Annotated in this window: 19 protein-coding genes; 11 read left to right on the top strand and 8 right to left on the bottom strand. The window is 72.5% G+C overall.

Translation table 11 applies throughout. From position 1 onward, the window contains the following. Positions 1-11: 11 nt before the first annotated feature. Positions 12-884: a hypothetical protein gene (locus AB0C84_RS34870; RefSeq protein ID WP_361074661.1), complete on the bottom strand. Its 873-nt coding sequence runs from the start codon at positions 882-884 to the stop codon at positions 12-14. Positions 885-1,009: 125 nt separating this feature from the next. Next, positions 1,010-3,415: a SpoIIE family protein phosphatase gene (locus AB0C84_RS34875; RefSeq protein WP_338739806.1), complete on the bottom strand. Its 2,406-nt coding sequence runs from the start codon at positions 3,413-3,415 to the stop codon at positions 1,010-1,012. Positions 3,416-3,593: 178 nt separating this feature from the next. Between AB0C84_RS34875 and AB0C84_RS34880 the strand changes: the two genes are divergently transcribed. The 8 genes from AB0C84_RS34880 (at position 3,594) to AB0C84_RS34915 (ending at position 13,464) form a co-directional block, all read left to right on the top strand. After that, entirely contained in the window at positions 3,594-4,337 is a 744-nt protein-coding gene (locus AB0C84_RS34880) for a helix-turn-helix domain-containing protein (protein WP_361074663.1), read from the top strand. Positions 4,338-4,434: 97 nt separating this feature from the next. After that, complete coding sequence (locus AB0C84_RS34885; protein ID WP_361074665.1) at positions 4,435-7,617, top strand: M14 family zinc carboxypeptidase; 3,183 nt, start codon at positions 4,435-4,437, stop codon at positions 7,615-7,617. Positions 7,618-8,039: 422 nt separating this feature from the next. Further along, positions 8,040-8,645 (top strand): sigma-70 family RNA polymerase sigma factor, encoded by a 606-nt coding sequence (locus AB0C84_RS34890; RefSeq protein WP_361074667.1) that lies wholly within the window; start codon positions 8,040-8,042, stop codon positions 8,643-8,645. A 371-nt stretch (positions 8,646-9,016) separates the two neighbouring features. Then, positions 9,017-9,391, top strand: a complete 375-nt coding sequence (locus AB0C84_RS34895; protein ID WP_361074670.1) for an SSI family serine proteinase inhibitor — start codon at positions 9,017-9,019, stop codon at positions 9,389-9,391. Between the two features lie 116 nt (positions 9,392-9,507). Continuing rightward, a complete protein-coding gene (locus AB0C84_RS34900) occupies positions 9,508-9,930 on the top strand; it encodes a CBS domain-containing protein (protein WP_179844153.1) in 423 nt (140 codons plus the stop codon). A gap of 80 nt (positions 9,931-10,010) precedes the next feature. Continuing rightward, complete coding sequence (locus AB0C84_RS34905) at positions 10,011-10,805, top strand: ANTAR domain-containing protein (RefSeq protein WP_258945383.1); 795 nt, start codon at positions 10,011-10,013, stop codon at positions 10,803-10,805. A gap of 112 nt (positions 10,806-10,917) precedes the next feature. Beyond that, positions 10,918-12,900, top strand: coding sequence for a SpoIIE family protein phosphatase (locus AB0C84_RS34910; protein WP_258945384.1), 1,983 nt, complete (start codon positions 10,918-10,920; stop codon positions 12,898-12,900). A gap of 51 nt (positions 12,901-12,951) precedes the next feature. Further along, positions 12,952-13,464, top strand: coding sequence for a DUF6328 family protein (locus tag AB0C84_RS34915; protein ID WP_361074673.1), 513 nt, complete (start codon positions 12,952-12,954; stop codon positions 13,462-13,464). A gap of 110 nt (positions 13,465-13,574) precedes the next feature. Here the strand turns inward: AB0C84_RS34915 and AB0C84_RS34920 are convergent, their stop codons facing one another. From AB0C84_RS34920 to AB0C84_RS34930, 3 genes are all read right to left on the bottom strand, one after another. Continuing rightward, the gene (locus AB0C84_RS34920) at positions 13,575-13,991 is read right to left on the bottom strand and encodes a hypothetical protein (RefSeq protein WP_361074675.1); all 417 of its coding nucleotides are present in this window, start codon (positions 13,989-13,991) and stop codon (positions 13,575-13,577) included. A gap of 275 nt (positions 13,992-14,266) precedes the next feature. Further along, the gene (gene proS / locus AB0C84_RS34925) at positions 14,267-15,715 is read right to left on the bottom strand and encodes a proline--tRNA ligase (RefSeq protein WP_312879230.1); all 1,449 of its coding nucleotides are present in this window, start codon (positions 15,713-15,715) and stop codon (positions 14,267-14,269) included. Positions 15,716-15,878: 163 nt separating this feature from the next. Then, on the bottom strand, positions 15,879-16,406 hold the full coding sequence (locus AB0C84_RS34930) for a hypothetical protein (RefSeq protein WP_361074678.1): 528 nt from the start codon (positions 16,404-16,406) through the stop codon (positions 15,879-15,881). Positions 16,407-16,673: 267 nt separating this feature from the next. Here AB0C84_RS34930 and AB0C84_RS34935 point away from each other — a divergent pair, with 267 nt between their 5' ends. Next, on the top strand, positions 16,674-18,317 hold the full coding sequence (locus AB0C84_RS34935) for an ATP-binding cassette domain-containing protein (RefSeq protein ID WP_361074680.1): 1,644 nt from the start codon (positions 16,674-16,676) through the stop codon (positions 18,315-18,317). A gap of 39 nt (positions 18,318-18,356) precedes the next feature. Here the strand turns inward: AB0C84_RS34935 and AB0C84_RS34940 are convergent, their stop codons facing one another. The 3 genes from AB0C84_RS34940 to AB0C84_RS34950 all read right to left on the bottom strand — a co-directional run bounded on the left by AB0C84_RS34940 (position 18,357) and on the right by AB0C84_RS34950 (position 21,325). Then, a complete protein-coding gene (locus AB0C84_RS34940; RefSeq protein ID WP_361074682.1) occupies positions 18,357-19,598 on the bottom strand; it encodes a phospholipase D-like domain-containing protein in 1,242 nt (413 codons plus the stop codon). A gap of 156 nt (positions 19,599-19,754) precedes the next feature. Continuing rightward, positions 19,755-20,795 carry a helix-turn-helix domain-containing protein gene (locus AB0C84_RS34945; protein ID WP_361074684.1) on the bottom strand — a complete coding sequence of 347 codons (1,041 nt, stop codon included), beginning with the start codon at positions 20,793-20,795 and terminating at the stop codon, positions 19,755-19,757. Positions 20,796-20,968: 173 nt separating this feature from the next. After that, the gene (locus tag AB0C84_RS34950) at positions 20,969-21,325 is read right to left on the bottom strand and encodes a hypothetical protein (RefSeq protein ID WP_361074686.1); all 357 of its coding nucleotides are present in this window, start codon (positions 21,323-21,325) and stop codon (positions 20,969-20,971) included. Positions 21,326-21,548: 223 nt separating this feature from the next. Between AB0C84_RS34950 and AB0C84_RS34955 the strand changes: the two genes are divergently transcribed. Both AB0C84_RS34955 and AB0C84_RS34960 read left to right on the top strand, forming a co-directional pair. Further along, the gene (locus AB0C84_RS34955) at positions 21,549-22,520 is read left to right on the top strand and encodes an NAD-dependent epimerase/dehydratase family protein (RefSeq protein ID WP_361074688.1); all 972 of its coding nucleotides are present in this window, start codon (positions 21,549-21,551) and stop codon (positions 22,518-22,520) included. 14 nt (positions 22,521-22,534) lie between these two features. Next, on the top strand, positions 22,535-23,692 hold the full coding sequence (locus AB0C84_RS34960; protein ID WP_258945393.1) for a glycosyltransferase family 4 protein: 1,158 nt from the start codon (positions 22,535-22,537) through the stop codon (positions 23,690-23,692). The last annotated feature ends 9 nt before the right edge of the window (positions 23,693-23,701 follow it).

Consider the following 23,701-nt stretch of genomic DNA (forward strand, 5'->3'; position numbering starts at 1 on the left):
CGTAGGCAAGCTCATCGGGAGCCGAAGAGCGTGGCGCACAGGGAGCGGAGGCGGTCCGGGCCGTCCTCGGCGGGCAGCACGGTGAGGACCGGGTCCGGGCCCGGGTCGTGGCGCAGCCGCACGGGCACCTCGCGCCGTGCCGGCTCGTCGGCGCCCTGAGCGGCGGCGATGTCGCGGAGGCCGACGGAGACGACGTCGGGGATCTCGACGACGAGGGGCTGCTCGCCGGCGGGCAGCTCGTCCAGCCAGAGGTCGAGGACGTGGTGGGCGAGACCGTTCAGGAGGCGTCCCCAGGGTTCGATGAGGCCCGGCGGGACGTGCTCGGTCTGCAGTTCGGGGAGGCCGAACCTGGCGAGCCCCCTGGTGGTGATGTAGGAACCGTCCCGGCCGGTGGTGTGCGGCAGGAGCATCCAGTCGGTGAGCCGGACCGCGCCTCCCGGCCCCGGGAGGGAGCGGAAGAGCCGGTCGTGCGCGAGGACCTGCGGGGTGAAGACGTCGATCACCGGGGCGGACGCGGCGGCGCCGACGGCGCCCGCGACGGCGCGTGCCGCCCACTCGTGGGCGGGCGGCCGCCCCGGCCGGTACGCGGCGCGGACGGCGAGGACGTGCGCCGCGGCGGCGACCGCCTCCACCTCGGCCGGGGAGCCGCCGTACACGGCGAGCAGGTCGGCGGGGAGCGGCGGGAAGCCGTCGGCCGGGCGCTGGTCGAGGGTGAGCATGGGGCTGCCGAGCATGCCGAGGACGAGGTCGCGGAGCGGTGGCGCGGTGCGCCGCAGCAGTTCCTCGCGGGCGAGGGCCGCGGGGTCGCGGAGCGGCTCGGCGAGCGCGACGGCGTAGGTGCCGTAGAGCGTCTCGGGGACCGGCAGCGTCAGCTTCTCACCCAACTCATCTCCCGGCGGCCTCGGCGAACGGCGACCCTTCGATCAGAACGAAGCGGACGTTGGAAAGTATCTGGCGCGAACGGGACAGTTACCTCACACGGCCGGGAGCCGCGCCCACGACCACGCCGTCAGCGCCGGGGCACCCGCTGCTCGAACCAGACGACCTTGCCTCCCGCGGTGCGGTGGGTGCCCCAGCGGGCGGCCAGGTGGCCGACGAGCTGGAGGCCGCGGCCCGACTCGTCGGTGGCCTCGGTGTGCCGCAGGTGCGGCATGTCGGCGCCGTCGTCGTGGACCTCGCAGAGCAGGCCGCGTCCCCTGATCAGGCGGAGGCCCACGGATCCCGCGCCGTGCACGAGGGCGTTGGTGACGAGCTCGCTGACGAGCAGCCGGGCGGTCTCGGCGAGGTCGTGCAGGCCCCAGTCGGCGAGACGGGCGCCGACCTGCGCGCGGATCCACGGGACGCTGCCGGGCACGGCTTCGAGCTGCCAGGTGACGACGTCGTCGAGGGGGATGCCGTCGAACCCGACCGCGACGATGGCGATGTCGTCGGCGGGGGTGGGCCCGGCGAGCCGGTCGAGCAGGTCGTCGCAGGTGCCGTCGAGGTCGGCGGTCGATTCGGCCAGGCGGGCGCGCAGCTCCTCCAGGCCCGCGTCGAGGTCGCGGTCGCGGCGTTCGAGGAGGCCGTCGGTGCACAGCACGAGGCGGGACCCGTCCTCGACCTTGAACTCCACCGTCTCGAACGGTTCGCCGCCGACCCCGATGGGCACGCCCGGCGGGACGGGCAGCACGCGGCTCTCCCCGTCCGCCGTGCGGAGGACGGGCGGGACGTGCCCGGCGCTGGCGACCGTGCAGCGCCGCTCGACCGGGTCGTAGACGGCGATCAGGCAGGTGGCGAGGTAGTCCTCGCCGAGCCGGCGGGCGAGGCCGTCGAGCTGGCGCAGCAGCCGGTCGGGCCGCATCTCCTCGGCGGCCAGGGTGCGGACGGCGGTGCGCAGCTGGCCCATGATCGCGGCGGAGGTGAGGCCGTGCCCCATGACGTCGCCGACGACGATGCCGAGCCGGCAGCCGGGCAGCGGGATGGCGTCGAACCAGTCGCCGCCGACCTGGGCGGCCTGTTCGGCGGGCCGGTAGCGGTAGCGGACGCGGGCCCCGGCGACGTCGGGCGGGTCGTCGGGGAGCATGCTGCGCTGGAGCTCCTCGGCGACCTGGACCTCGCGCCGGTACAGCCGCCCGTTGTCGACGCAGAGCGCCGCGCGCCGGGCCAGCTCGTCGACCATGGCGAGGTCGAGCTGGTCGAACCCGTGCCGGTCGGGCTTGCGCAGCAGCATGAACGTACCGAGCACGCGCCCCCGGGCGATCAGCGGGACGACCAGCAGCGCGCGTCCGGTGAACAGGGGACGCAGGTCGCGGGCGCCGAACGCGGCGGCGAGCCGGGCGGCCCGCGCGTCGTCGACGCGGGGGATGTGCACGGGCCGCCCGGTGCGCATGGCCTGGACGAACGGGGTGCGGGACGGCACGGAGAGCGGCTCGCCCTCGGGGACGGCCTCGTCCCAGCGTCCGGCCTCGTCGTTGTGGGCGACGGCGACGCGGCGCATCGGCGTGGTCTCGTCGACCTCGTCGGCGGGCGGCGCGGAGTCGGTGACGACGCTTTCGAGCAGTTCGACGGCGGCGAGGTCGGCGAGCCGCGGCACGAGGACCTCGGCGAGCGTCCGGGCGGCCTGCAGGTGGTCGAGCGAGCTGCCGATCTGCTCGCCGGCCGCGCCGAGGAAGGCGAGGGGCTCCAGCGCGTGGGAGAGGTCGCGGCGGGCGCGCGGCGGCCGGTCCGCGGGGGCGCGCGTCAGCGGCCGGGGCAGGGGGACGGTCGGCGCGGGGGCCGGGGCGGCCTCGGTGTGCGGGACGATGGGCAGCCGGATGGTCAGGCCCAGCGACACCGCGGGGCAGCCGAGGCCGAGGACCTGCGAGGCGATCTTCCCGAAGACGAGGGGGTCGAGCGCGGGCAGGAGTTCGGCGAGGCGGTCGGCGAACGGGCCCGCGAACGGGTCGGGCCCGTCCGGGGACGGGCCGGCGAGCGCGGGCTCGACCCGCAGCAGCCGGACGGCGGCCGGGCGGAGCGCGGCGGCGCCGGCCGGGCCGGGCACGCCCGGCGGGGCGAGCAGGAGGTCGCCGACGGTGATGCCGATCCCGTCGCGGCGGAGCCTGCGCAGGTCGGCGGCCAGGGCCAGGACCCGGACGCCGTGGTCGCCCGGGGCGCCCTCGACGGGGTAGATCCACCAGCCGATCTCGGCGGGCTCGCCGTTGTCGGCCCGTCGCAGGGTGCAGGCGCCGCACCAGACCTGCCCGAAGGCCTCCGGCTCGAAGGCGCCGCGGTGCTCCCTGGGGAGCCGGAGAAGCTCGCCGGGCGGGCGGCCGAGGGCCTGCGGGCGCGCGGCGCCGAACAGGTCGGCGGCGGTATCGTCCCAGTGGCTGATGCGGCCGCGGTCGTTCACCGTGACGGCGGTCATCCTCGTGACGCCCAGCAGATCCGCGATCACCATGCGGTCCCCCTCCCCCGAGTGGAACGACGCGCGCAAGCCTCCCGGCAACACACGGTGAAAGAGAAACTACAGGCTGTGCGGGCGGTTCGCTCGGTATCCGCCGAACCTCTCCGGGTGAGCGCTCACTCATTTGTCGCGGACCGTGCTAACGTCCAGCGGGGAAGCGAGGTGGAACGGGTTGGCGACACGGACGGAGCCCATGCGGGACCGGATCCTGGCCGCGGCGGTCACGGTGATCCGGTCGCGCGGGATCGTGGCCGCGACGACCAAGGAGATCGCGCGCACCGCGGGCGTGTCCGAGGGCAGCCTCTACAACCACTTCGCGAACAAGACCGCGCTGTTCGCGGCGGCTCTGGCCGAGGTCACCGGAACCGCGCGCTCCGCGATGGCGGAGCTCGCCGGATCGGTCGGGCAGAACTCGGTGGAGGAGAACCTCACCCGGCTGGCGGCGGAGATGATCCGCTTCTACGGCGAGTTGCTGCCGATGACCGGGCCCGTCCTGGCCGACCCGGAGCTGATCGCGTGGCTGCGGAGCGACGGCCCGGGAAAGGCACAGAACGCGACCGCCGCCAAGTCGCGTGCCTGGACCAAAGGTGGCCACACCGGCGAGCCGCCGCCTCCCGGGGCGCCCGGCGGCCCCCCGGCGGGGCCGCCCGGCGGGCCGGCGGCGGGTCCGGTGATGGGCCACGCGGCCCTCATCGGTTATCTGGAGGCCGAGCGGAAGGCCGGACGGCTGGCGGACGGCGCGCCCTCGCCGTTCATCGCCGCGGCCCTGCTGGGAGGCTGCCAGCAGCACGCCTTCCTGACCCGGCTCGCGGGCGCGGACGCGGTGGCGGCGGGCGCCGGGCTCCCGGCCGCGCCGGAGGAGTTCGCGGCCCGGCTGGTCGAGGCCGTCCTGGCGGGCCATCTCACCACGCCCTGACCGAAAGCGGGCATCAGGCACCAACGCCCCGTTGACACCCATTGCCCCTCGGCAGACGATCGCGCAGCCCCCGTTGTGATCCCTGCCAGGAGGCGCAATGTCGCGCACACCGTTACCGCCGCGCACCCTTTTCCGGCACCGCACACTGACGCGGCGCGGGCGGCGGCGAACACTCGCCCCCGCCCTCGCCGCCGCCGCGCTCCTGATCGGGACGTTCGCGGCCTCCCCGGCGCACGCGGCCCCGAAGGCGTCCCCGTCCGGCGCCGCCGTGGACGTCTACGCCGCCGAGCTCACCGCCGACCAGGTGCGGCTGCTGAACCGCTCCGCGCTCGACCGGGAGGACGTCCGCTTCTCCAAGAGCGCGCGGAAGGACCGCGTCCACGTCGAGGCGGTCATGAGCGGCACCGAGGCGGCGGCGCTGAACGCGCGGGGCCTCGCCCTCTCGGTCAGGAAGGTGAACGGCAAGGACGCCCGGCAGCGGGCCTTGGCCGCGCCCAAGGTCTTCCGTCCCTACAGCGGCCCCGGGAACATCCGCGAGGAGCTTCTCAAGGTGGCCGCCGACCATCCGTCCATCGCCATGGCGGTGGACGTCGGGACGTCCGGCCAGGGGCAGCCGATCACGGCGGTGCGCGTCAGCAAGGACGTGCGCGGCCTCAGGGACGGCCGGCGCCCCGTCGTCGTCTACCAGGCGGCCCAGCACGCCCGGGAGTGGATCACTCCGGAGATGGTCCGCCGGCTGCTGCACCACTACGTGGACGGATACGGCGCGGACGCCGCGGTCACGAAGATCATTGACACCACGGACCTGTGGTTCGTCCCGGTCGTGAACGTGGACGGCTACGACCTGACGTTCAAGGACGGTTTCCGGCTCTGGCGCAAGAACACCCGCGACAACGACGGCGACGGCCGGATCACCGGCGCCGACGGCGTCGACCTCAACCGCAACTTCCCCTACAAGTGGGGCTACGACAACGAGGGCTCCTCGGACCAGCCCGCGAACCAGACCTACCGCGGCAAGGCGCCGGGATCCGAGCCCGAGACGAAGGCGCAGCTCGGCCTGTACGAGCGGCTCCGCCCCACCTACCTGGTCAACTACCACTCGGCCGCCCAGCTGCTCCTGCACGGCGTCGGCTGGCAGGCGCTCACCCGCAGCCCGGACGACGCGATCCACGACGCGCTGCTCGGCGACATCGACCATCCGGCCGTCCCCGGCTACACGCCCGAGCTCGGCGCCCAGCTCTACACCACGAACGGCGACACCGACGGCCAGGCCGACAACGTGTACGGGTCCCTGTCGATCACGCCGGAGATGGCGACCTGCACCACCGCCGCGAACGAGGATCCGGACGACGCGTGGGAGCCGGGCGGCTGCGCCAGCGACTTCGAGTTCCCGGACGACGAGGCGCTGATCGCCCGCGAGTTCCAGAAGAACCTGCCGTTCGCGCTGTCGGTCGGCAAGTCGGCGCGCACCCCCGACGAACCCGTCTCCCCGGTGGGACGCACCGCGCCGGACTTCGAGACGGACGCGTTCGGCGCGTCCTACGGCCCCTCCCAGGAGGTCGCCGCGGTGATCCGCAGGTCGCTGCGGGCCAAGGAGCTGCGCTACCGGATCGACGGCGGCCGGGTCCGGCGCGCCCACGTGCGCGAATGGCGCGGCGGCGAGCGCTTCGGCGGCGAGAACGACCTCTACTACGCCGAGTTCCGCGGCGAGGTCGCGGGGCAGCGGCCCGGGGACAGGGTCGAGGCGTGGTTCACCGGCAGGAAGGGCCACAAGCAGGTGGAGAGCAAGCACTTCACCTACACAGTGCGCGACCAGCAGAAGGCCGATGTCCTGGTCATCGCGGACGAGGACTACACGGGTATCAACCCGACCTATCCGGCCGGAACGAACAAGCCCCGGTACGCCCCCCAGTACGCCGACCTCGTCAAGGCCGCCAAGCACCGGCCGCTCGTCTGGGACATCGACCGGGACGGCGTCCCGCACGACCTCGGCGTCATGAAGCACTTCAAGGCGGTCGTCTGGTACCTCGGTGACAACCGGCTCACGCAGGACGCGGCCGACGACCCGGTGAAGACCTTCCTCGGCGACGCCCGCGACTCGCAGGTCGCCGACCGGGAGAAGGACCTGCTGCTGTCCGTCCGCTCCTACCTGAACGAGGGCGGGAAACTGCTCCACACCGGTGAGACGACCGGCTACTACGGCCCGATCAGCCGGCTCAACGGCGGCGGCATCTACTACGGGCTGAAGGGCCACCCCGAGAAGCCCTGCGTCGTCACGGGCAACTTCCGGGACGACTGCGAACTGCTGTCGGACGACTTCTTCCAGTACTACCTGGGCGCCTATGACAGGCAGCGCGTCGGCTCCCCCACCGGATTCGCCGGGACGGCCCCGCCGCTCGAAGGCGTCACGTCCAAGCTCACCGGCACCCCGGCCAACCCGGTGAACGAGGCCGGCGGGTTCCAGGTCACCTCGACCGTCCTGCCCAAGGCCGGCTTCCCCCAGTTCACCAGCTGGAAGGCCGGCGACTACACCGGCGCCGCCGCACCCACCGAACCCGTCGAGGGCCAGTGGTACGTCGCGGGACCGCACCAGGACGGCGCCTACCGGCGCCTGACCCGCACGATCGATCTGTCCTCGGTCACCGCCGCCCAGGCCCCGGCCCTGCAGGCCCAGCTCTCCTACAGCACCGAGACGGGCTTCGACAACGTCATCGTCGAGGCGCACACCACCGGCGCCGAGGACTGGACCACCCTGCCCGACAAGAACGGCCGGACGAGCACGGCCGTCCCTGAACAGTGCGAGCAGGGCTACCTCATCGACATGCATCCGTTCCTCGGCCACTACCTCACCCGGGGCAACCCCTGTGGGGGCACCGGGACGTCCGGTGCCTGGAACGCCTTCACGGGCAATTCCGACGGCTGGGTCCCCGCCGCGTTCGACCTGGCCGCCTACGCGGGCAAGAAGGTCGAAGTGTCGATCTCCTACGTCAGCGACCCCGCCACCGGCGGGACCGGTTTGTTCATCGACGACACCAGGCTCACCACCACCGGCGGCCCGCTCGACGCCGAAGGCTTCGAGACCGGCCTCGGCCCCTGGGCCGTCCAGGGCGCCCCGGCCGGGAGCCCCGGCAACGGCACCGAGTTCGTCCGGTCGCAGGCCCTGATCGACTCCGTCTCCGCGGTGGCGACCAGGGACAGCGTCCTCCTCGGCTTCGGCCTGGAGCAGACCCCGGAGGCACGCGCCCTGGCCGTGAAGGCCCTGAACCACCTGCTCGACTGACCCCTCACCCCGGTCTCCCGGGACCCGCCGCGCGCGGGCTCCCGGGGGATCGGGCTCTATACCGGCCGATCAGCACCACTTTGACCAAGAAACGACCTGATGTGATGGAGGCCACATAGAACCCTGGCAACCATTTGGCTCGTTCCATGCGTCTTACAGGACAGGAAGACCCACCGGCGGATCGAAGCGCTCGATCGGGCGACGCCCGCGACGTCCCGGCAACGGGGTCGCTCTGGCACAGCCGAAGCGCGCCGAACCCTCGGCCCACCCTCCAAGCGAGGCCGAGGCCACACCGAACCCGCCGGGAACGGTGGCACGTACCACTCGACGGGGGGCGTTCAACCGCCCGGCCCGCGCGTGCCCCCGACCACGCGCCAGGCAACCGTCCCCGTCCACCGGGGACACAACCACGGGGAGCGACGATGACCGCTGTCACCACGCCCGTCCACCGCAACGCCAAGGGCGACAACGGCCGCGACGCCAACGGCAACGCCACGTCCGACGACGCGCTCCGCTACGAGCGCGACGTTCTGCCGCTCGCAGACCCCCTCTACATCAGCGCCGTCCGCATGACCCGCAACAGCGCCGACGCAGAGGACCTCGTCCAAGAGACGCTGACCAAGGCCTACGTGAACTTCCACCAGTTCCAGGAAGGCACGAACCTCAAGGCGTGGCTGCACCGCATCCTCACCAACAACTTCATCAACACCTACCGCAAGAAGCAGCGCGAGCCCCAGCGCGCCGGCTCCGAAGAACTCGAGGAGTGGCAGATCGCGCAGGCCGAAGCCCACGCCTCCGGCTTCCGGTCCGCCGAATCCGAGGCCCTCGACCGCATCCCCGACTCCCAGGTCGTCGCCGCCCTCCGCGCCCTCCCCAAGGACTTCCGCGACGCCGTCTACCTCGCCGACGTCGAGGGCTACCCCTACAAGGAGATCGCCGACCTGATGGGCACCCCCATCGGCACCGTCATGTCCCGCCTCCACCGCGGCCGCAAGCAACTCCGCGAATCGCTGAGCCTCGCTGCCTAGCGTTTTTCTCCTCCTTCGGGCCTGGCGGCCCTCCATCGTCGAGAAACGCGGGCGATCGCTGGCATCGCTCCGGCTCGCCTTGCGGCTCGCTGCGCGATCAGGTTCTCGCTCCGCTTGAACCTGCCTTCGGACGCGATCGCAACCATTGAGGTCATTGCGTGGTTGCGGCGGTGGCTGAGGTCAGTGGGTGTCTATTTTGGTGCCCTCCTTCCGGCCTGCCGCAGCCGCAGCGTCGCCACGGTCATGGTCGCGATCGTCGAGGTTGTTGTGGGTGGGGGTTGCTTCGGGGTTAGAGGGTGTGCGTTTGCCTGCACGATCTGTTATGGGTCGGATACGTTGTGCGACGTCCCTCGGAAACTCGGGAGTCGTGTATGCCGAACCTGTTCAGCGCGGTCGTCGTCGGGGCGGTCGTCGCCCTGATCCCCGCCGCGCCACCTGGGGCGGAGACGTCGTTGCGGCTTTCCGTCACGCATCCGGGCGGGGGTACGTCCGGGAGTAGGACGGTCACGCTGCGTTGCGATCCGCCGGGGGGCGAGCACCCCGAAGCCCAGCGGGCCTGCCTGGAGCTGGAGGGGTCGGGCGGGCGGTTCGAGCACCGGCCGGACGGCCGCATGTGCACCGCCGTCCACGCCCCTGTCATCGCCCGCGCCGAAGGACGGTGGAAGGGCAGACCCGCGCGCTTCAAGGCCGAGTACGGCAACGACTGCGCGATGCAGTCGCGCACCGGAACCGTCTTCGCGTTCTGACCCGGCGCAGGTCGGCGGCCGATTCGCAAACCGTCCGAATAGGGCTGCCGACCGTGGGTAGGGCGCGCACACACAGGCCACGCGAGGCGTTGGCTATTCGGGAGGATGTGCGCGCTATGTCATCGAGGGTCAGCGACGTGATGACGGCGGCGCCCCAGTCTCTGCCGCTCGACGCGACGCTCTACGAGGCGGCTCGCATCATGCGGGACGAGGGCATCGGCGACGTGCTGGTCACCTACGCGGGACGGCTCTGCGGACTGGTGACCGACCGTGACATCGTGATCCGCGCGGTGGCCGAGAGCCGCGACACCTCGCTCACCCCGCTCGGCGACGTCTGCACGGCCGAACTGACCACCGTCCACCCCGAGGACGACACCGACACCGTGGCGCGGCTGATGAGCGAGCACGCCGTCCGGCGGCTGCCGGTCGTGGACGCCGAGCACCACCCCGTCGGGATCGTGTGCATCGGCGACCTGGCCCTGGCGAACGGCGACTCCGGGCCCCTTCCCGAGATCAGCAAGGCGCCGCCCAACAACTAGGACACCCCATGAGGCACCAGGGCCGCACGGCCGAGCAGGGCCCGCCTGCGCATCCTCCGGGGCAGGCTACTCTCGGAAAGGTGACGTCCACCGAAACGGTCCTGACGGACCAGCTCGCGCTTGAGATCGCCCGGCTGGGCATGGTCGGAGAGTCCTCCGACGTGGGCACCCTGCACCGGGTGACCGAGCTCGCGGCGCGCGCCGTGCCGGGGTGCGCGGGCGCGGCGAGCGTGCGGTGGGCGCTGCCGAGCCCTCATGGTCTGCCCGACCGGGCGAGCGGCATGCCGGACATGCCCCTCCAGGACGGGCGCGCCGGCGCGGAGGAGAACCGGCCCGAACCGCTGGCCGCCGCGGCCAGCCATCCCGACCTGGCCGAGGTGACCGACCGGCAGCTGTCCCGCGGGCACGGGCCGCTGTTCGACGTGGTGGCCGACCGCCGGGCGCTGACCGCCGACGACATCCTCGCCGAGACCCGCTGGCCCGAGGCGATGTCGGACATGCTGCGCCGCGGGGTGCGCTGCTTCGCCACGACCCCGCACCAGAGCCCGCGGGTCCTCGTCACCCTCACCCTGTACGGGGTGACGCCGAAGGCGCTCGGGCCCGAGCGGCACGCGATCACGTCCCTGCTGGTAGCGCAGGGCACCGCGGCCTTCTCGAACAGCCAGCAGTACGACGACGTGCACCGCACCGCCGTCCAGCTCCAGGCCGCCGTCGAGGCGCGGGCGGTCGTCGACCAGGCCAAGGGAATTCTCATGCACGCGCTCGGCTGCGACGCCGACGAGGCATTCGCCGAGATGCGTCGCATCTCACAGACGCGCCACGTGAAGCTCACCGCGCTCGCCCAGCGTATCGTCGGTCACCAGGGCCTGCCCTAGGTGCGGGCGGGGAGCATAGGCTGCGTGAAGCGGCCCCGTAGAACGGTGTCCGGCCCGGGTCGGGCGGGAGCCGCCTGGTTCCACCGTGGTGACGCGGGCGAAAGGAGACCAGATGCACGATCGGCCTGACCAGCTCGAGCCCGAGACCCTCCTGCGGGAGATCTCGGATCTCGAGGGACGCATCGGCGAGCTGCGCCAGGCCGCCGGCGTGCCCGAGCCCGACCTGCGCGCCACGCTGGACGCGGCGCTGGTCGAGCTGGAGCTGGCGCTGACCGTGCTGCGCACGATGGGCGGCGAGCAGTCCGGCGAGCCCGGCGGGTCGGCCGCCGCCGAGAACGAGCGGCGCGTGCTGCGCACCGTCTTCCAGGACGCCCCCGTGCCGCTGTTCCTGCTCGACCGGACGACGAACGTCCGCCGGGTCAACCGGCAGGCGGCCATGCTGCTCGGCACGTCGGCGGGATACGTGTCGGGCAAGCAGTTCACGGCGTTCTGCGACATGGCGACCCGGGCGGCGGTCCGGTCGCAGCTGGCGGCGGCGATCCGGACGGGGCAGCGGCGCCGCGTCAGCGTCCGGTTCCTCGGCCGGGACCATCCGATCGACGCCGTGCTGACGGTGGCGCGGGTGTGGATCCGCGGCGAGCCCGACCCGATGGTCGTGGTGGCCGCCGGGCCGACGACCACGCCCGCCGACGACGGCGGGGCCGCGGCGTCCAGGGCCCAGGCGGCGGGCGCCGCCCGGGTGCGGGCCGCCGACGGCGGGCAGGGCGACGACGAGGCCGTCGCCACGATCGTGCACCGGATGGACGTCCTCGCCACCGCCAGCGAGCTGCTGCTGGACGAGCCGGTCTTCAACGAGACGGTGGCCGTGCGGCGCTGCGCCCGGCTGCTGGCCGCGGAACTGGCGGACTGGGCGTTCATCGACCTGACCGGCCCCGGCGGCGGACCGCAGGGGGGCGCGCAGGGCGGTGCGACCAGGGCGGGCGCGGCGCCCGCGCTGCGCCGCCAGGTCGTGATGGGCCCGGAGGACGAGCGGTCCGTCGAGGCCGCGAGGATGCTGGAAGAGGTCGACCCCGCCGAGGACACGCTTCCCCACGACGTCTTCGTCACCCGGCAGAGCGCGCTGCGCCCGCACGTGGAGAACCTCGACGTGCTCGGCATGTGCCCGGACGGGCTGCCGGTGTGCGGCAAGATCGGCGTGACGTCGGTGCTCAGCGTCCCCATCGAGGACGGCGACCGCGCCATCGGCACGATCACGCTGGCGGCCAGCGGCGAGTACGGCCCGTTCGACCTCATGGACCTCGGGGTCGTGCAGCGGCTCGGCCGCTACCTGGCCCTGGTGATCCGTGCCGCGCGGCTCTACCGGCGCCGCGCCGAGGTGGCCGACACGCTCCAGGCCGGGTTGCTGCCGAAGACGCTCCCCTCCATTCCCGGGGTGAGCGTGGCCGCCCGGTACCTGACGTCCACCCACGGCTCGGAAGTGGGCGGCGACTTCTACGACGTGTTCCGCACCGAGAACGGGTGGGGGCTGGTCCTCGGCGACGTGTGCGGCAAGGGCGAGGACGCGGCGGCCGTGACGTCGACCGCCCGGCACTGCGTCCGGCTCGCGTCGCGGTGGAAGGCCCGTCCCGGCGACGTGCTCGCGACCGTGAACGAGGCCCTGCTGGACGAGGACCGCTTCGTCACCGCCGTGATGGCGAACCTGACGCTGGAGACCGAGCGGATCATCGTGTCGCTCGGCACCGCGGGCCACCCGCCGGCGATCGTCGTCCGCGCCGACGGGGTGATCAGGTCGGCGTCGCGCGGCGGCGTCCCGCTCGGCCTGTTCGAGGACTTCGAGGCCGGGCTCGACACGATCGACCTCGCCGTCGGCGACACGCTGATCCTGCATTCGGACGGGGTCCTGGAGGCGTGCGACATGACGCGGCAGGAGTTCGGCCAGGAGCGGCTGCTGGAGGCGCTCGCCGGGCACGCGGGGAAGCCGCCGGAGGAGATGCTCGGCGGAGTGGAGCGGGCGCTGCTCGACTTCTGCGACGGCGACCTGCGCGACGACGTGTCCATGCTCGCGCTGCGGGTGGAGCCGCCGACTCTCGACTAGAACGTTTCAGCCGCGCGACTGATGGGCGTTTTGCCGGGGTAAACGGCATCCATGAGCGTCGACCCCTCGGACAAGCCCCGCAACGAGACGGAACACGAACGTCTGGACCGGCAACTGATGGAGCTCCTCCAGGGCTTCCGTGTCGCGACCACCGGCGTGCAGGTGCTGTTCGCCTTCCTGCTGACCGTCCCGTTCTCGGCGAGCTTCGACACGAAGGTCAGTGAGCTGGGCCGCGCGCTGTTCTACGTCGCGCTGTTCGGGGCGGGGTTCGCGTCCGTCTGCTTCATCGCGCCCGTCATCCAGCACCGGATCCTGTTCCGGCTCGGGCAGAAGGCGCTGCTGATCCGGCGCGCGAACCGGTTCGGGATCGCCGGCGCCTTCGCGCTGGGCGTCTCGATGACCGCGGCGACGACACTGGTCGTCCAGTCCCTGTCGGATGAGGCCGCCGCCACCGCCGCCACGGTCGTGGTCGCGGTGCTCCTTTGCGGGTGGGCGTGGTTCGTCCAGCCGTACCTGACGCGGCGGCGCGCGGAGAGTCGCGCGTCGGAGGCCGGGGACTCCTGACGAGCGGCCGTCCCGGTTCCGGCCGGTGCGGCCGCGAACGTGAAGGAACCCTCGGAGCGCGCATGGCACGCTCCGAGGATTCAGGTGCCGGCCGTCAGTCGAGGGAGCCCTCAGTCAACGGCATCGTGGGAGAAGAAGCAGCGGTCGTACGGCAGCCCGACCTTGCAGTCTTCGGGGTTCCGTACGTCGACCAGCCTCGTCACGGTGAACCCGTTGCCCGTCACCACCACGTAGTGGTGCGAGCGGATCAGCTCGGTGTAGAGGATCGTCCCGGTCGGATCCTTGACGGCGACGGAGCACCCCGGCTGTTCGAGGTGCTTGGTGATGACACCGTCCTTCGGCGTCGAGAATCCCTTGGCCAGGGACTCGATCTTTGTCCCGTCCGGGCAGGTGCCCCAGTCCTTCACGTGGCCGGGGTGCGCGCCGCGGCCGGCCTTGGAGCCGTCCGCCATCGCCAGGAAGCCGCCCACTGCCGCCGCCAGGAGGCAGGCGAGTAAGGCCCAGCGATACTTCTTGAAGAAAACCATGAGAGTTCCCTCGAATGCGTTGAGGTCTGCTCTGCGGTCCGATATCCGCAGCGATGCATACCTTTCCGCTGTCTCGCCGAGAAGCCAAATCGATGGCGAGACCGGAGAATCCCTCTTGAGGGAGCGAAGAGTGCGCACGCGTCACGAGAGGAACGAGGCCGTCCCTGCCGATGCCGATGGACTCGCCCGGGCCGGGCATGAAGATCGAAAAAGTCGGACCACCGGGGGCGGCCCGGAGCGGGCCCGCCCCCCGGCGGGCCCGCTCGGAGGCGGCGTCAGTAGGCGCGGCCGAAGATGACGCGCTTGCCGTAGGCGGACGGACGGCCGCACTTCACGCAGACGCCGGTCTCCTCGGGCGCGTCGGTGGCGATGACGCGCGGGGTCGCGGCGGTCTCGGCCTTGATGTCGTCCTCGCAGCCGGTGTCGCCGCAGTGGAACGCGCGGGCCCAGCCGGTGGCGACCTGCGCGACGAACGCGTCCCAGCCGTCCACGACGACGGTGTTGTCCTCGCGGAACTTCTCGGCCCTGGCCAGCAGGAACGACTGGAAGTCGGCGAGCATCCCGGGCAGCACCTCGGGCACCTTGTCGAGCGGGATCTGCTCCTTGCCCTGCCCCTCGACGGTCGGGAGCCGCCGGACGACGGTGGCGACGCCGTTCTCGATGTCGCGCTTGCCGAGCTCGATGCGGATCGGTACGCCGCGCATCTCCCACTCGTTGAACTTGAAGCCGGGTGTCAGCTGCGGGCGGTTGTCGTCGACGTGCACCCGGATGCCCATCGACTTGATCGCCGCACCGAGCCGGCGGGCCTCCGCGGCGGCCTGCTCGCCCTGCTCCTTGCGGCCGATCGGCACGACCACGACCTGGTAGGGCGCGAGCCGCGGCGGCAGCACCAGGCCCTTGTCGTCCCCGTGCGTCATGATCACGCCGCCGATCATGCGGGTGCTCATGCCCCAGGACGTGGTGTGGGCGAGGGTGAGCCTGCCCTCCTCGTCCTGGTACTGGATCTCGAACGCCTTGGCGAAGTTCGTGCCGAGGTAGTGGGACGTGCCGGACTGCAGGGCCCGGCCGTCGCGCATCATGGCCTCGATCGTGTAGGTGCGGACGGCGCCGGCGAACCGCTCGCCGGGCGTCTTCTCACCCGACACGACCGGGATCGCCGCCAGTTCCCGCGCGAGGCTCGCGTAGGCGTCCAGCGCCCACATCGTCTCGCGCATCGCGTCGTCCTCGTCGGCGTGGGCGGTGTGGCCCTCCTGCCAGAGGAACTCGGTGGTGCGCAGGAACATCCGGGGCCGCATCTCCCACCGGACGACGTTGGCCCACTGGTTCAGCAGCAGCGGCAGGTCGCGGTGCGAGTCGATCCACTTGGCCATGTACTCGCCGATGACCGTCTCGGAGGTCGGCCGCACGATCAGCGGCTCCTCCAGGTCCTTGCCGCCGGCGTGCGTGACGACGGCCAGCTCCGGGGAGAAGCCCTCGACGTGCTCGGCCTCGCGCTTGAGGTAGGACTCCGGGATGAACATCGGGAAGCAGGCGTTGTCGTGCCCGGCGTCCTTGATGCGCCGGTCCAGGTCGGCCTGGAGCAGCTCCCACACCCGGTAACCGTACGGGCGGATGACCATCGTGCCGCGAACCGGTCCGCGGTCGACGAGCTGGGCCTGCACCACCAGCTCGTTGTACCAGGCGGAGAAATCCTCGCTCTGCGGCGTCACACCTTCTCGACTCACGGCCACAAGGGTACTGACCATCGGCGTTGGTCATGTCACCTTCGCCGCGGAGGCCGCCGTCGCCGATGCGGACGCGCTCCCGCGTCCCCCCGGACGGTGTGCCGCCGGACGGAGTGAGGGGCCCGGCGTGGCCGGGCCCCTCGGGTGTGCCGTTCCGGTGGTCCTATGCCTGGTGGCGGGCCACCGTTCCGGCGTCGGTGTGCAGCTGGGCGTTGCTCCGCGGCACGCCGTGGGTGGTGATGTCGCCGCCCTTGAGACGGACGGTGATCGAGAAGTCGCGGGGCACCTTGAGCGTGACCGTCAGGTGGCCCTCCTCCCTGGCCGGAACCGGGGTGGGGGCTCCGACGGTGACGCGGCCACCGTCGAGCGTCACCGGTTCGTTGACGACGGCGGCGGCGATGCTGCCGTGGTCGGCCGAACAGGTGACGTCACCGGCCACGTCCGGGCCCGGCGAGGCCCCGCCGGAGCGGATCGCCACCGGGAAGAGCTCCAGGTTGAGTTCGCGACCGAACCGCACCAGTTCGGCGCGGGCGGCCTCGACCTCGTACACGGCGCCGACGGCCTCGATCCAGGCATCGACCTCGTCGCGGTCCTCTTCGGCATGGATGACGACGTCGACGCCCATGCCCAGCACCAGGAGCCGGCCGATGCCGTCGAGGTAGTCGCGGTCTGCGGTGAGGGAACGTTCCATGACGCACTCCTTGGGGATCTGGTTTTTCGCGTCCTTCATGCCGGCTGGCGACACATGGAAGATCGTCCAGATTTCCCGCACCTCCGCAAACCGCGGCCTCGTCCCTGAGATCGCGGTCTGGTGAGGCGTCCGACGAGCAGGGCCGGCGTCGCGGCCCTGGCGGTGGCCGTCGAAGTACTCCACGGGATGAGCCCGCTTAGGCGAGCGCCGCGCCGGGCCGGGTAATTCGATTGACGGCGCGGCGGGGGGTTCTCGACACTCGGCGGCATGGGACACGTCGAGGTGGGCCACGTCGGCCATGTGCTGCCGGACGGACGGATGCTGCTCGACGACGTCTCCTTCCGGGTCGGCGACGGTGTCACGGCCGCCCTCGTGGGGCCGAACGGCGCGGGCAAGACGACGCTCCTGCGCCTGATCGCGGGCGACCTGGCGCCGCAGTCCGGGACCGTCGCGCACAGCGGCGGCGTCGGGGTCATGCGCCAGTTCATCGGCAGCGTGCGGGACGGGTCGAGCGTGCACGACCTCCTGCTGTCGCTGGCGCCGCCCCGGGTGCGGGAGGCGGCGGCCGCGGTGGAGGCGGCCGAGCTGGTGATGATGGAGCGCGACGACGAGCCCGCCCAGCTCCGCTACGCCACGGCCCTCGCGGGCTGGGGCGACGCGGGCGGCTACGAGGCCGAGGTGCTGTGGGACGCGTGCTGCGTCGCGGCCCTCGGCGTCCCCTACGACTCGTGCCGGTGGCGCGAGGTCCGCACCCTGTCGGGCGGCGAGCAGAAGCGGCTCGCGCTCGAAGCCCTGCTCCGCGGCCCCGACGAGGTCCTCCTCCTGGACGAGCCCGACAACTACCTGGACGTCCCGGGCAAGCGGTGGCTGGAGGAGCGGCTGCGGGAGACGCCGAAGACCGTCCTCCTGGTGTCGCACGACCGCGAGCTGCTCGACCGGTCCGCCGACCGGATCGTCACCGTCGAGGCGGCCCGGGTGTGGATCCACGGCGGCCGGTTCGCCACCTACGCCGCCGCCCGCCGCGACCGCAACGAGCGCCTGGAGGAGCTGCGGCGCCGCTGGGACGAGGAGCACGCGAAGCTCAAGGAACTGGTCAACACCCTGCGGACCAAGGCGACGGTGAACGACGGTTTCGCGTCCCGCTACCGCGCGGCGCAGACCCGGCTGCGCAAGTTCGAGGAGGCGGGGCCGCCCGAGGTCCCGCCCCGCGACCAGAACCTGAAGATGCGCCTGCGCGGCGGCAGGACCGGCAAGCGCGCGGTGGTCTGCGAGGACCTCGAACTGACGGGCCTGATGAAGCCGTTCGCCACCGAGGTCTGGTACGGCGAGCGCGTCGCCGTCCTGGGCTCGAACGGCTCCGGGAAGTCGCACTTCCTGCGCCTTCTCGCGGCCGTCGCGGAGGCGCTTCCGCGCGGGGCGACGCCGGTGAAGCCCGTCGCGCACACCGGCGTGGCCCGCCTGGGGGCGCGGGTGGTGCCGGGCCTGTTCGCGCAGACCCACGCCCGTCCCGACCTGGCCGGGCGCACCCCGTGCGAGATCGTCATGACCGAGCACGCGCGGCTGCGGAACGACGCGATGAGCGCGCTCACGCGCTACGAGCTGAACGTGTGCGCCGAGCAGCCCTTCGAGACCCTGTCCGGGGGCCAGCAGGCCCGGCTCCAGATCCTGCTCCTGGAACTCGGCGGCGCCACCCTGCTCCTGCTGGACGAGCCGACCGACAACCTCGACCTGGCCAGCGCCGAAGCGCTCCAGGAGGGGCTGGAGTCCTACGAGGGCACGGTCGTCGCGGTCACCCACGACCGCTGGTTCGCCCGCGCGTTCGACCGCCACCTCGTCTTCGGGTCCGACGGCTCGGTCTACGAGTCGGCGGAACCCGTCTGGGACGAGACCCGCGTGGCCCGCCCCCGCTGAGCCACGCGGGCACCCTCATGAGAGGCGTGTCAGAGCGGCCTACCCCTGTGGGTAGGCGCGCCCGCAGTCATCGGCGCTCTGGATTTGGAAGCCCTGTCCGGAGGTCTCGGCGTGGCTCGTGATCTGGTCGAAGTTCCTCACGAACTGGGTGTAGACGGTTTTGTCGTTCATGATCCTGATGGAGTTCTCGTCGTTGTTCTCCAGGGAGTCGTGGTTCAGGTTGGCGCTGCCGGTGAACACGACCGTGGCCAGCTTCGTGGTGTTCGGGTAGCCCGCCTCGATCATCATGTCCTTGGTGTGGACGTAGTTCGGGGCGTCGTCCTCGTTCTGCTTGTACGCCCACATCCGCACCGGGGCGCCTTCGTTCATGGCCTTCGCCAGCGGTTCGCAGACCGATTTGTGGATCTTGCGGGCGACGACGTCGACGCTGCACCCCTCGCGGGCCTTCTTGACCAGCTCCTTGGCGATCGCGCTCCTGGTGACCGACCAGTTCGCGATGCGGATCTTGCCGGGGCAGCTGGTCGCCTGCAGGGTGTGCACGGTGGTGTCGTTCGCGGCCGGGTCGCCGTCCACGACCGCCCGCGGGTAGAAGTAGCTCTTGATGTTGCCGGTGATCACCGGCGGGTTGTCGTTGTAGTAGTCGGGCCGCCCCTCCATCCTCTGGAGGTCCTCGAAGTAGCCGGCGTAGCGGTTGTACAGGTTGGCGTCCCCGACGTGCGTGTACCAGCTGTTCCAGGCGTCGCTGCCGGAGGATCTCCTCATGTTCGCCGAGCCCGTGGAGACCACGTTGGACGCGCCTTTGGTACCGGAGAACAGGACGAACTTGTTGTGCATCGCGTTCGTCCCCTGACAGGAGGGGTACGGGGGAGCACCGAGCACCTGTCGGCAGTAACGCGCCCAGGTCTCGTCATTCCCGTCCTCGTCGAGAGCCGTCTTGAGCTGGGTGAACACCTCGTGTTCGGCCTCGGGCGCCCCGCCGTCGACCAGGAGCTGGACCTTCACGCCACGCGCCTTCGACGCGAGGAGCAGCGCCTGGGCGATGACCGGCTCCTCGAACCGGAACGCGGTGAACATGATCGTCGAACCCTGGTCGGCGTTCTGGATCAGGTCCAGCAGGTGGGTGAGGATCTCGTTGCCGGGCGGGGTGTTGAAGGTGGCCGTGTCACTGAGGACGCTGGCGGATCGTCCGGGGTCCGCGGGTGCGGCGGCGGACGCGGGGGCGGTCAGGGCGGCGCCCGCCAGGAGCGCGGCGGTGGTGAGTGTGAGACCTCGGGAGCGCATGGGTGTGGGGGGCCCTTCTGTTCATGCGGGGTTCCGTCGGTTTGCCTGCGCGGGGTCCGGTGGCGCGGCGCGCGGCGGCGCGGGCTCCGGTGGTCCTGATTCTGGTCCGCCGTCCTGCGCGGGTGTGAGTGCTGATTCGGCCGCCGGGCGGCGGTTTCAGGACAACCCGTGGCGCTTGGCGGGGTGGGCGAACGTCTCGCGGTAGGCGGTGGGGGTGACCCCGACGTCCTGCCGGAAGCGCGCGCGCAGCGCGGCGGCCGAGGGGAACCCGGAGCGCCGGGCGACCTCGTCGACCGGCATGTCGCTGGTCTCCAGAAGCTGCTGCGCGCGGATGACGCGCTGGTGGACGAGCCACTGCGCGGGCGCGGAGCCGGTGATCTCACGGAACCGGCGGTCGTAGTTGCGCCTGCTCATGTGCGCCCGGCGCGCCAGGACGGACACGGGCAGCGCCGCGTCCAGGCGTTCGAGCGCCCAGGCGATCGTCTCGGCCACCGGGTCGGTGTCGTCGAGGTCGGGGACAGGCGCCTCGATGTACTGGGCCTGGCCGCCGGGCCGGTGCGGCGGCACCACCATGGCCCGGGCGACCCGGTTGGCGTTCGAGGGGCCCAGCATGGAGCGGATCAGGTGCAGCCCGAGATCCATGCCCGCGGCACCGCCGCCCGCGGTCAGCACGTCCCCGTCGTCGATGTAGAGGACCGACGCGTCGACCCGGACCGCCGGGTGGAGTTCGGCCAGCCGCGCCGCGACCGACCAGTGCGTGGTCGCCGGGCGGCCGTCCAGCAGGCCGGCGGCCGCGAGCACGAACGCTCCGCTGCACAGGCCCGCCACCCGCGCGCCCCGCGCGTGCGCGGCGCGCAGGGCGTCCAGCACCGGCCCGGGAGGGCGCTCGGCCGTCGGCTGGGGCAGGTTCGGGACGACGATCAGGTCCGCGGCCCGGACCGCCTCCAGGTCGTGCGGGACGGCGCACGACAGTCCCCCGCCGATGATCGCGGCGCCGGGCTCGCCCGCGACGATCCGCAGGTCCATGCCGGGCAGTGCGCCGTAGTGCGCGGCGATGTCGAACACTCCGCAGGCGAAGGACATGCTTCCCATCAGCGCGCCGTCGAAGACCACCACGACCAGCCGCCGCGGGACGCTCGCCGCCTCCGCCCGGCCCGGGTCGCCGAAGGCCTCGATCAGCGGACCGGTGCTCGCCATCGTCTCCGCCCTACTCGCGACCGCGGGCGCGGCGCCGTCACGCAGTGGAGCCGCCCGGCCTGGATATCACAGCATCCGGCGGCCGGAAAGGCCGGGATGCGGGGCCACCGGGGCGCCCTGGACCGCGGGACGGGCGGGCCGGGGCCGCGTGCGGTCCCCGGCCCCTGGCGCGCTCAGCAGTGGTGGACGTGGCCCTTGATGACCTTCACGTAGTTGGCGGTGACCCAGTCCTTGGGGCTGCTGTAGCCCATCCGGTACCAGACCCGGGTGTGCCCGACCTTCTGCCCGCGCGTCCAGCACTTGATCTGGAATCTCTGGCCGGGCTTCAGCCAGTAGACCCGCTTGGAGTGCGTGGTCGGCCGGGACCGGACCGCCAGCCGGTGCCGGCTGGTCACCTTGCCCGTGGCGTACTGGTCGAGGGCGGGCTGGGCGGCGTGCGCCGCCGGGCCCGCCGCCTCGGCCGTGCTCGGAGCCGACGCCAGTGCGGTCCCGCTGGCGACCCCGATCCCGACAATGCCCGCGAATGCCACGGTTACGCATTTGTAGGTCTGTTTCACGAACTCTCCCCCCGAGAGCGTTCTGATCAGTACAACGGCCTCATGCCCCTGCGTAATGACAAACTAACTCTAAGTAATGACAACAGGGCGTCGGTTCCCCCGTCCCGCGCTCCCCGGACGGTCCCGGCGGGGAGTCCCATGTGAGCAGGGACGAGAGCCCTGTCCTACTTCGGGGGCCGACGGATAAAGTGCCCGGGTGCGGGTGGTGGTCACTGGTGCGGCGGGGTTCATCGGGAGCCATGTCGTGGACGCGTTCTCGGGGGCGGGGCACGAGGTGCTGGCCGTCGACGCGCCCGGGCGTTCGCTGAGTCCCGGCGTCGCGCGGCGGACGTGGGCGAAGGTCGCGACCAGGCCGGGGGTCGTCGCCGCCGAGATCGACCTGGCACTGGACGATCTCTCCGCCGTCTCCGAGGCGGACGTCGTCGTGCATCTGGCGGGACGTCCCGGGGTGCGCGACTCGTGGGGGCCGGGCAGGGCGCTCGTCGAGCGGGACAACGTGGCGGCGACGCGGCGGTTGCTGGCGGCCTGCGTGCAGCGGCCGCCCCGGCTGCGGCCGAAGGTCGTCGTCGCGTCCAGTTCGTCGGTGTACGGATCGGCGGGACCGCGGCCGAACCGGGAGGACGATCCGCTGAAGCCGGCGAGCCCGTACGCGGTGAGCAAGGCGAAGGCGGAGCGGCTCGCGCGGACGGCGGCCGCGAGCGGGCTGCGGACGGTGCTGCTCCGGTACTTCTCGGTCTACGGGCCCCGGCAGCGGCCCGACATGGCGTTCCACCGGTTCGTCGAGGCGGCGCTCGACGGGCGGCCGCTGCCGGTGTTCGGGGACGGGCGCAGCTCCAGGAGCTTCACGCACGTGCGGGACGTCGTCGCGGCCACGCTGGCGGCGGCGGCCGAGGACCTGGCGCCCGGCGTCGCCGTCAACGTGGGGCACGCCGAGCACGTCGCGGTCCGCGACGCGATCGCGATGCTCACCGGGGCGCTGGGCGTCCCGGCGCAGATCCGGCGCGAGACGCCCGTGGCCGGGGACGCGACGCGCACCTGGGCCGACACGGCCCGCGCCCGGGAGCTGCTCGGCTGGACGGCCGCGACGGGCCTGGCCGAGGGGCTCGCGGACCAGATCGCCTGGCACCGCGGGCTGCGGAACGTGCCGGAGGGGGCGGCGATCGGATGAGGCACCAGGGGCCCATGCGGCACAGGGCGGCGTACGTCGCGTTCGACCGGTTCCCGTCCAGCAAGGGGTCGGCGGTCCACATCGCGCAGATGGCCGACGAGCTGTTCACGCGGTTCGAGGGCGGGCTGCTCGCCGCGATCGGCGGCGGCGACCTGCCGCGCTACCAGCGGGAGGGGACGCGGGAGGTCGCGCGGTTCGACGCGGCGATCCCCAACCTGATCGACCGGGCCGAGGCGTTCTCCGGCTGGGTCGCGGCCCACCTGCGGCCGCACTGGGAGACGCTGGAGGTCTGCCATGTGCGCGACCCGTGGAGCGCGCTTCCGGCGGTCGCGGACGGGCGGCGCCACACGGTCGTGTACGAGGTCAACGGACTGCCGTCCATCGAGATGAGTCACACCTGGCCGTGGGCCGCGCCCGCCACGCTCGGCAAGATCCGCGAGCTGGAGCGGTTCTGCCTGGAGCGCAGCGACGCGGTCGTGGTGCCGTCGCGGGTGATCGGCGATGCCGTCCGGGGCCTCGGGGTGCCGGAGGGCCGCATCCACCTGGTCCCGAACGGCGCCGACGTCCGCGACAGGCCGGAACGCCCCGCGGGCGCGCCGGAGCGGTACCTCGTCTACGTGGGCGCGCTGCAGCCGTGGCAGGGCCTGGACGTGCTGATGCGCGCGTTCGCGCGGCTCGCCGACCTGCCCGGCCTGCGGCTGGTGGTCTGCGCGTCCGTCCCGGAGCGGCGGGCCAAGCCGGTGCGGCGGCTGGCCGAGCGCCTCGGCGTCGCCGAGCGGGTCGACTGGCGTTTCGCGCTGCCGCACCACGAGGTCGCCGCGTGGCTGGCGCACGCCGAGGTGTCGGTGGCGCCGCTGACGGGCTGCGCCCGCAACCTGGACCAGGGGTGCGCGCCGCTGAAGGTGATCGAGTCGATGGCGGCGGGCGTCCCGGTGGTCGCCTCGGACCTGCCCGCCGTCCGCGAGCTGATGGCGGACGGGCGGCACGGGCGGCTGGTCCCGGCGGACCGTCCCGCCGAGCTGGCCCGGGCCGTCCGGATCCTGCTGGAGTACCCGGAGGAGGCCGCGGCGATGGGGCGGAGAGGCCGCGCGCACATCGAGGAGAGCCTGACGTGGGCGCGGTCGCGCGCCCGGCTGGCCGAGGTCTACCGCACGCTGACACGGGGTCGATAGGTGGTCCGT

Origin of the sequence: Actinomadura sp. NPDC048955, from assembly GCF_040649435.1 — a bacterium.
Classification (GTDB): domain Bacteria; phylum Actinomycetota; class Actinomycetes; order Streptosporangiales; family Streptosporangiaceae; genus Spirillospora; species Spirillospora luteofluorescens.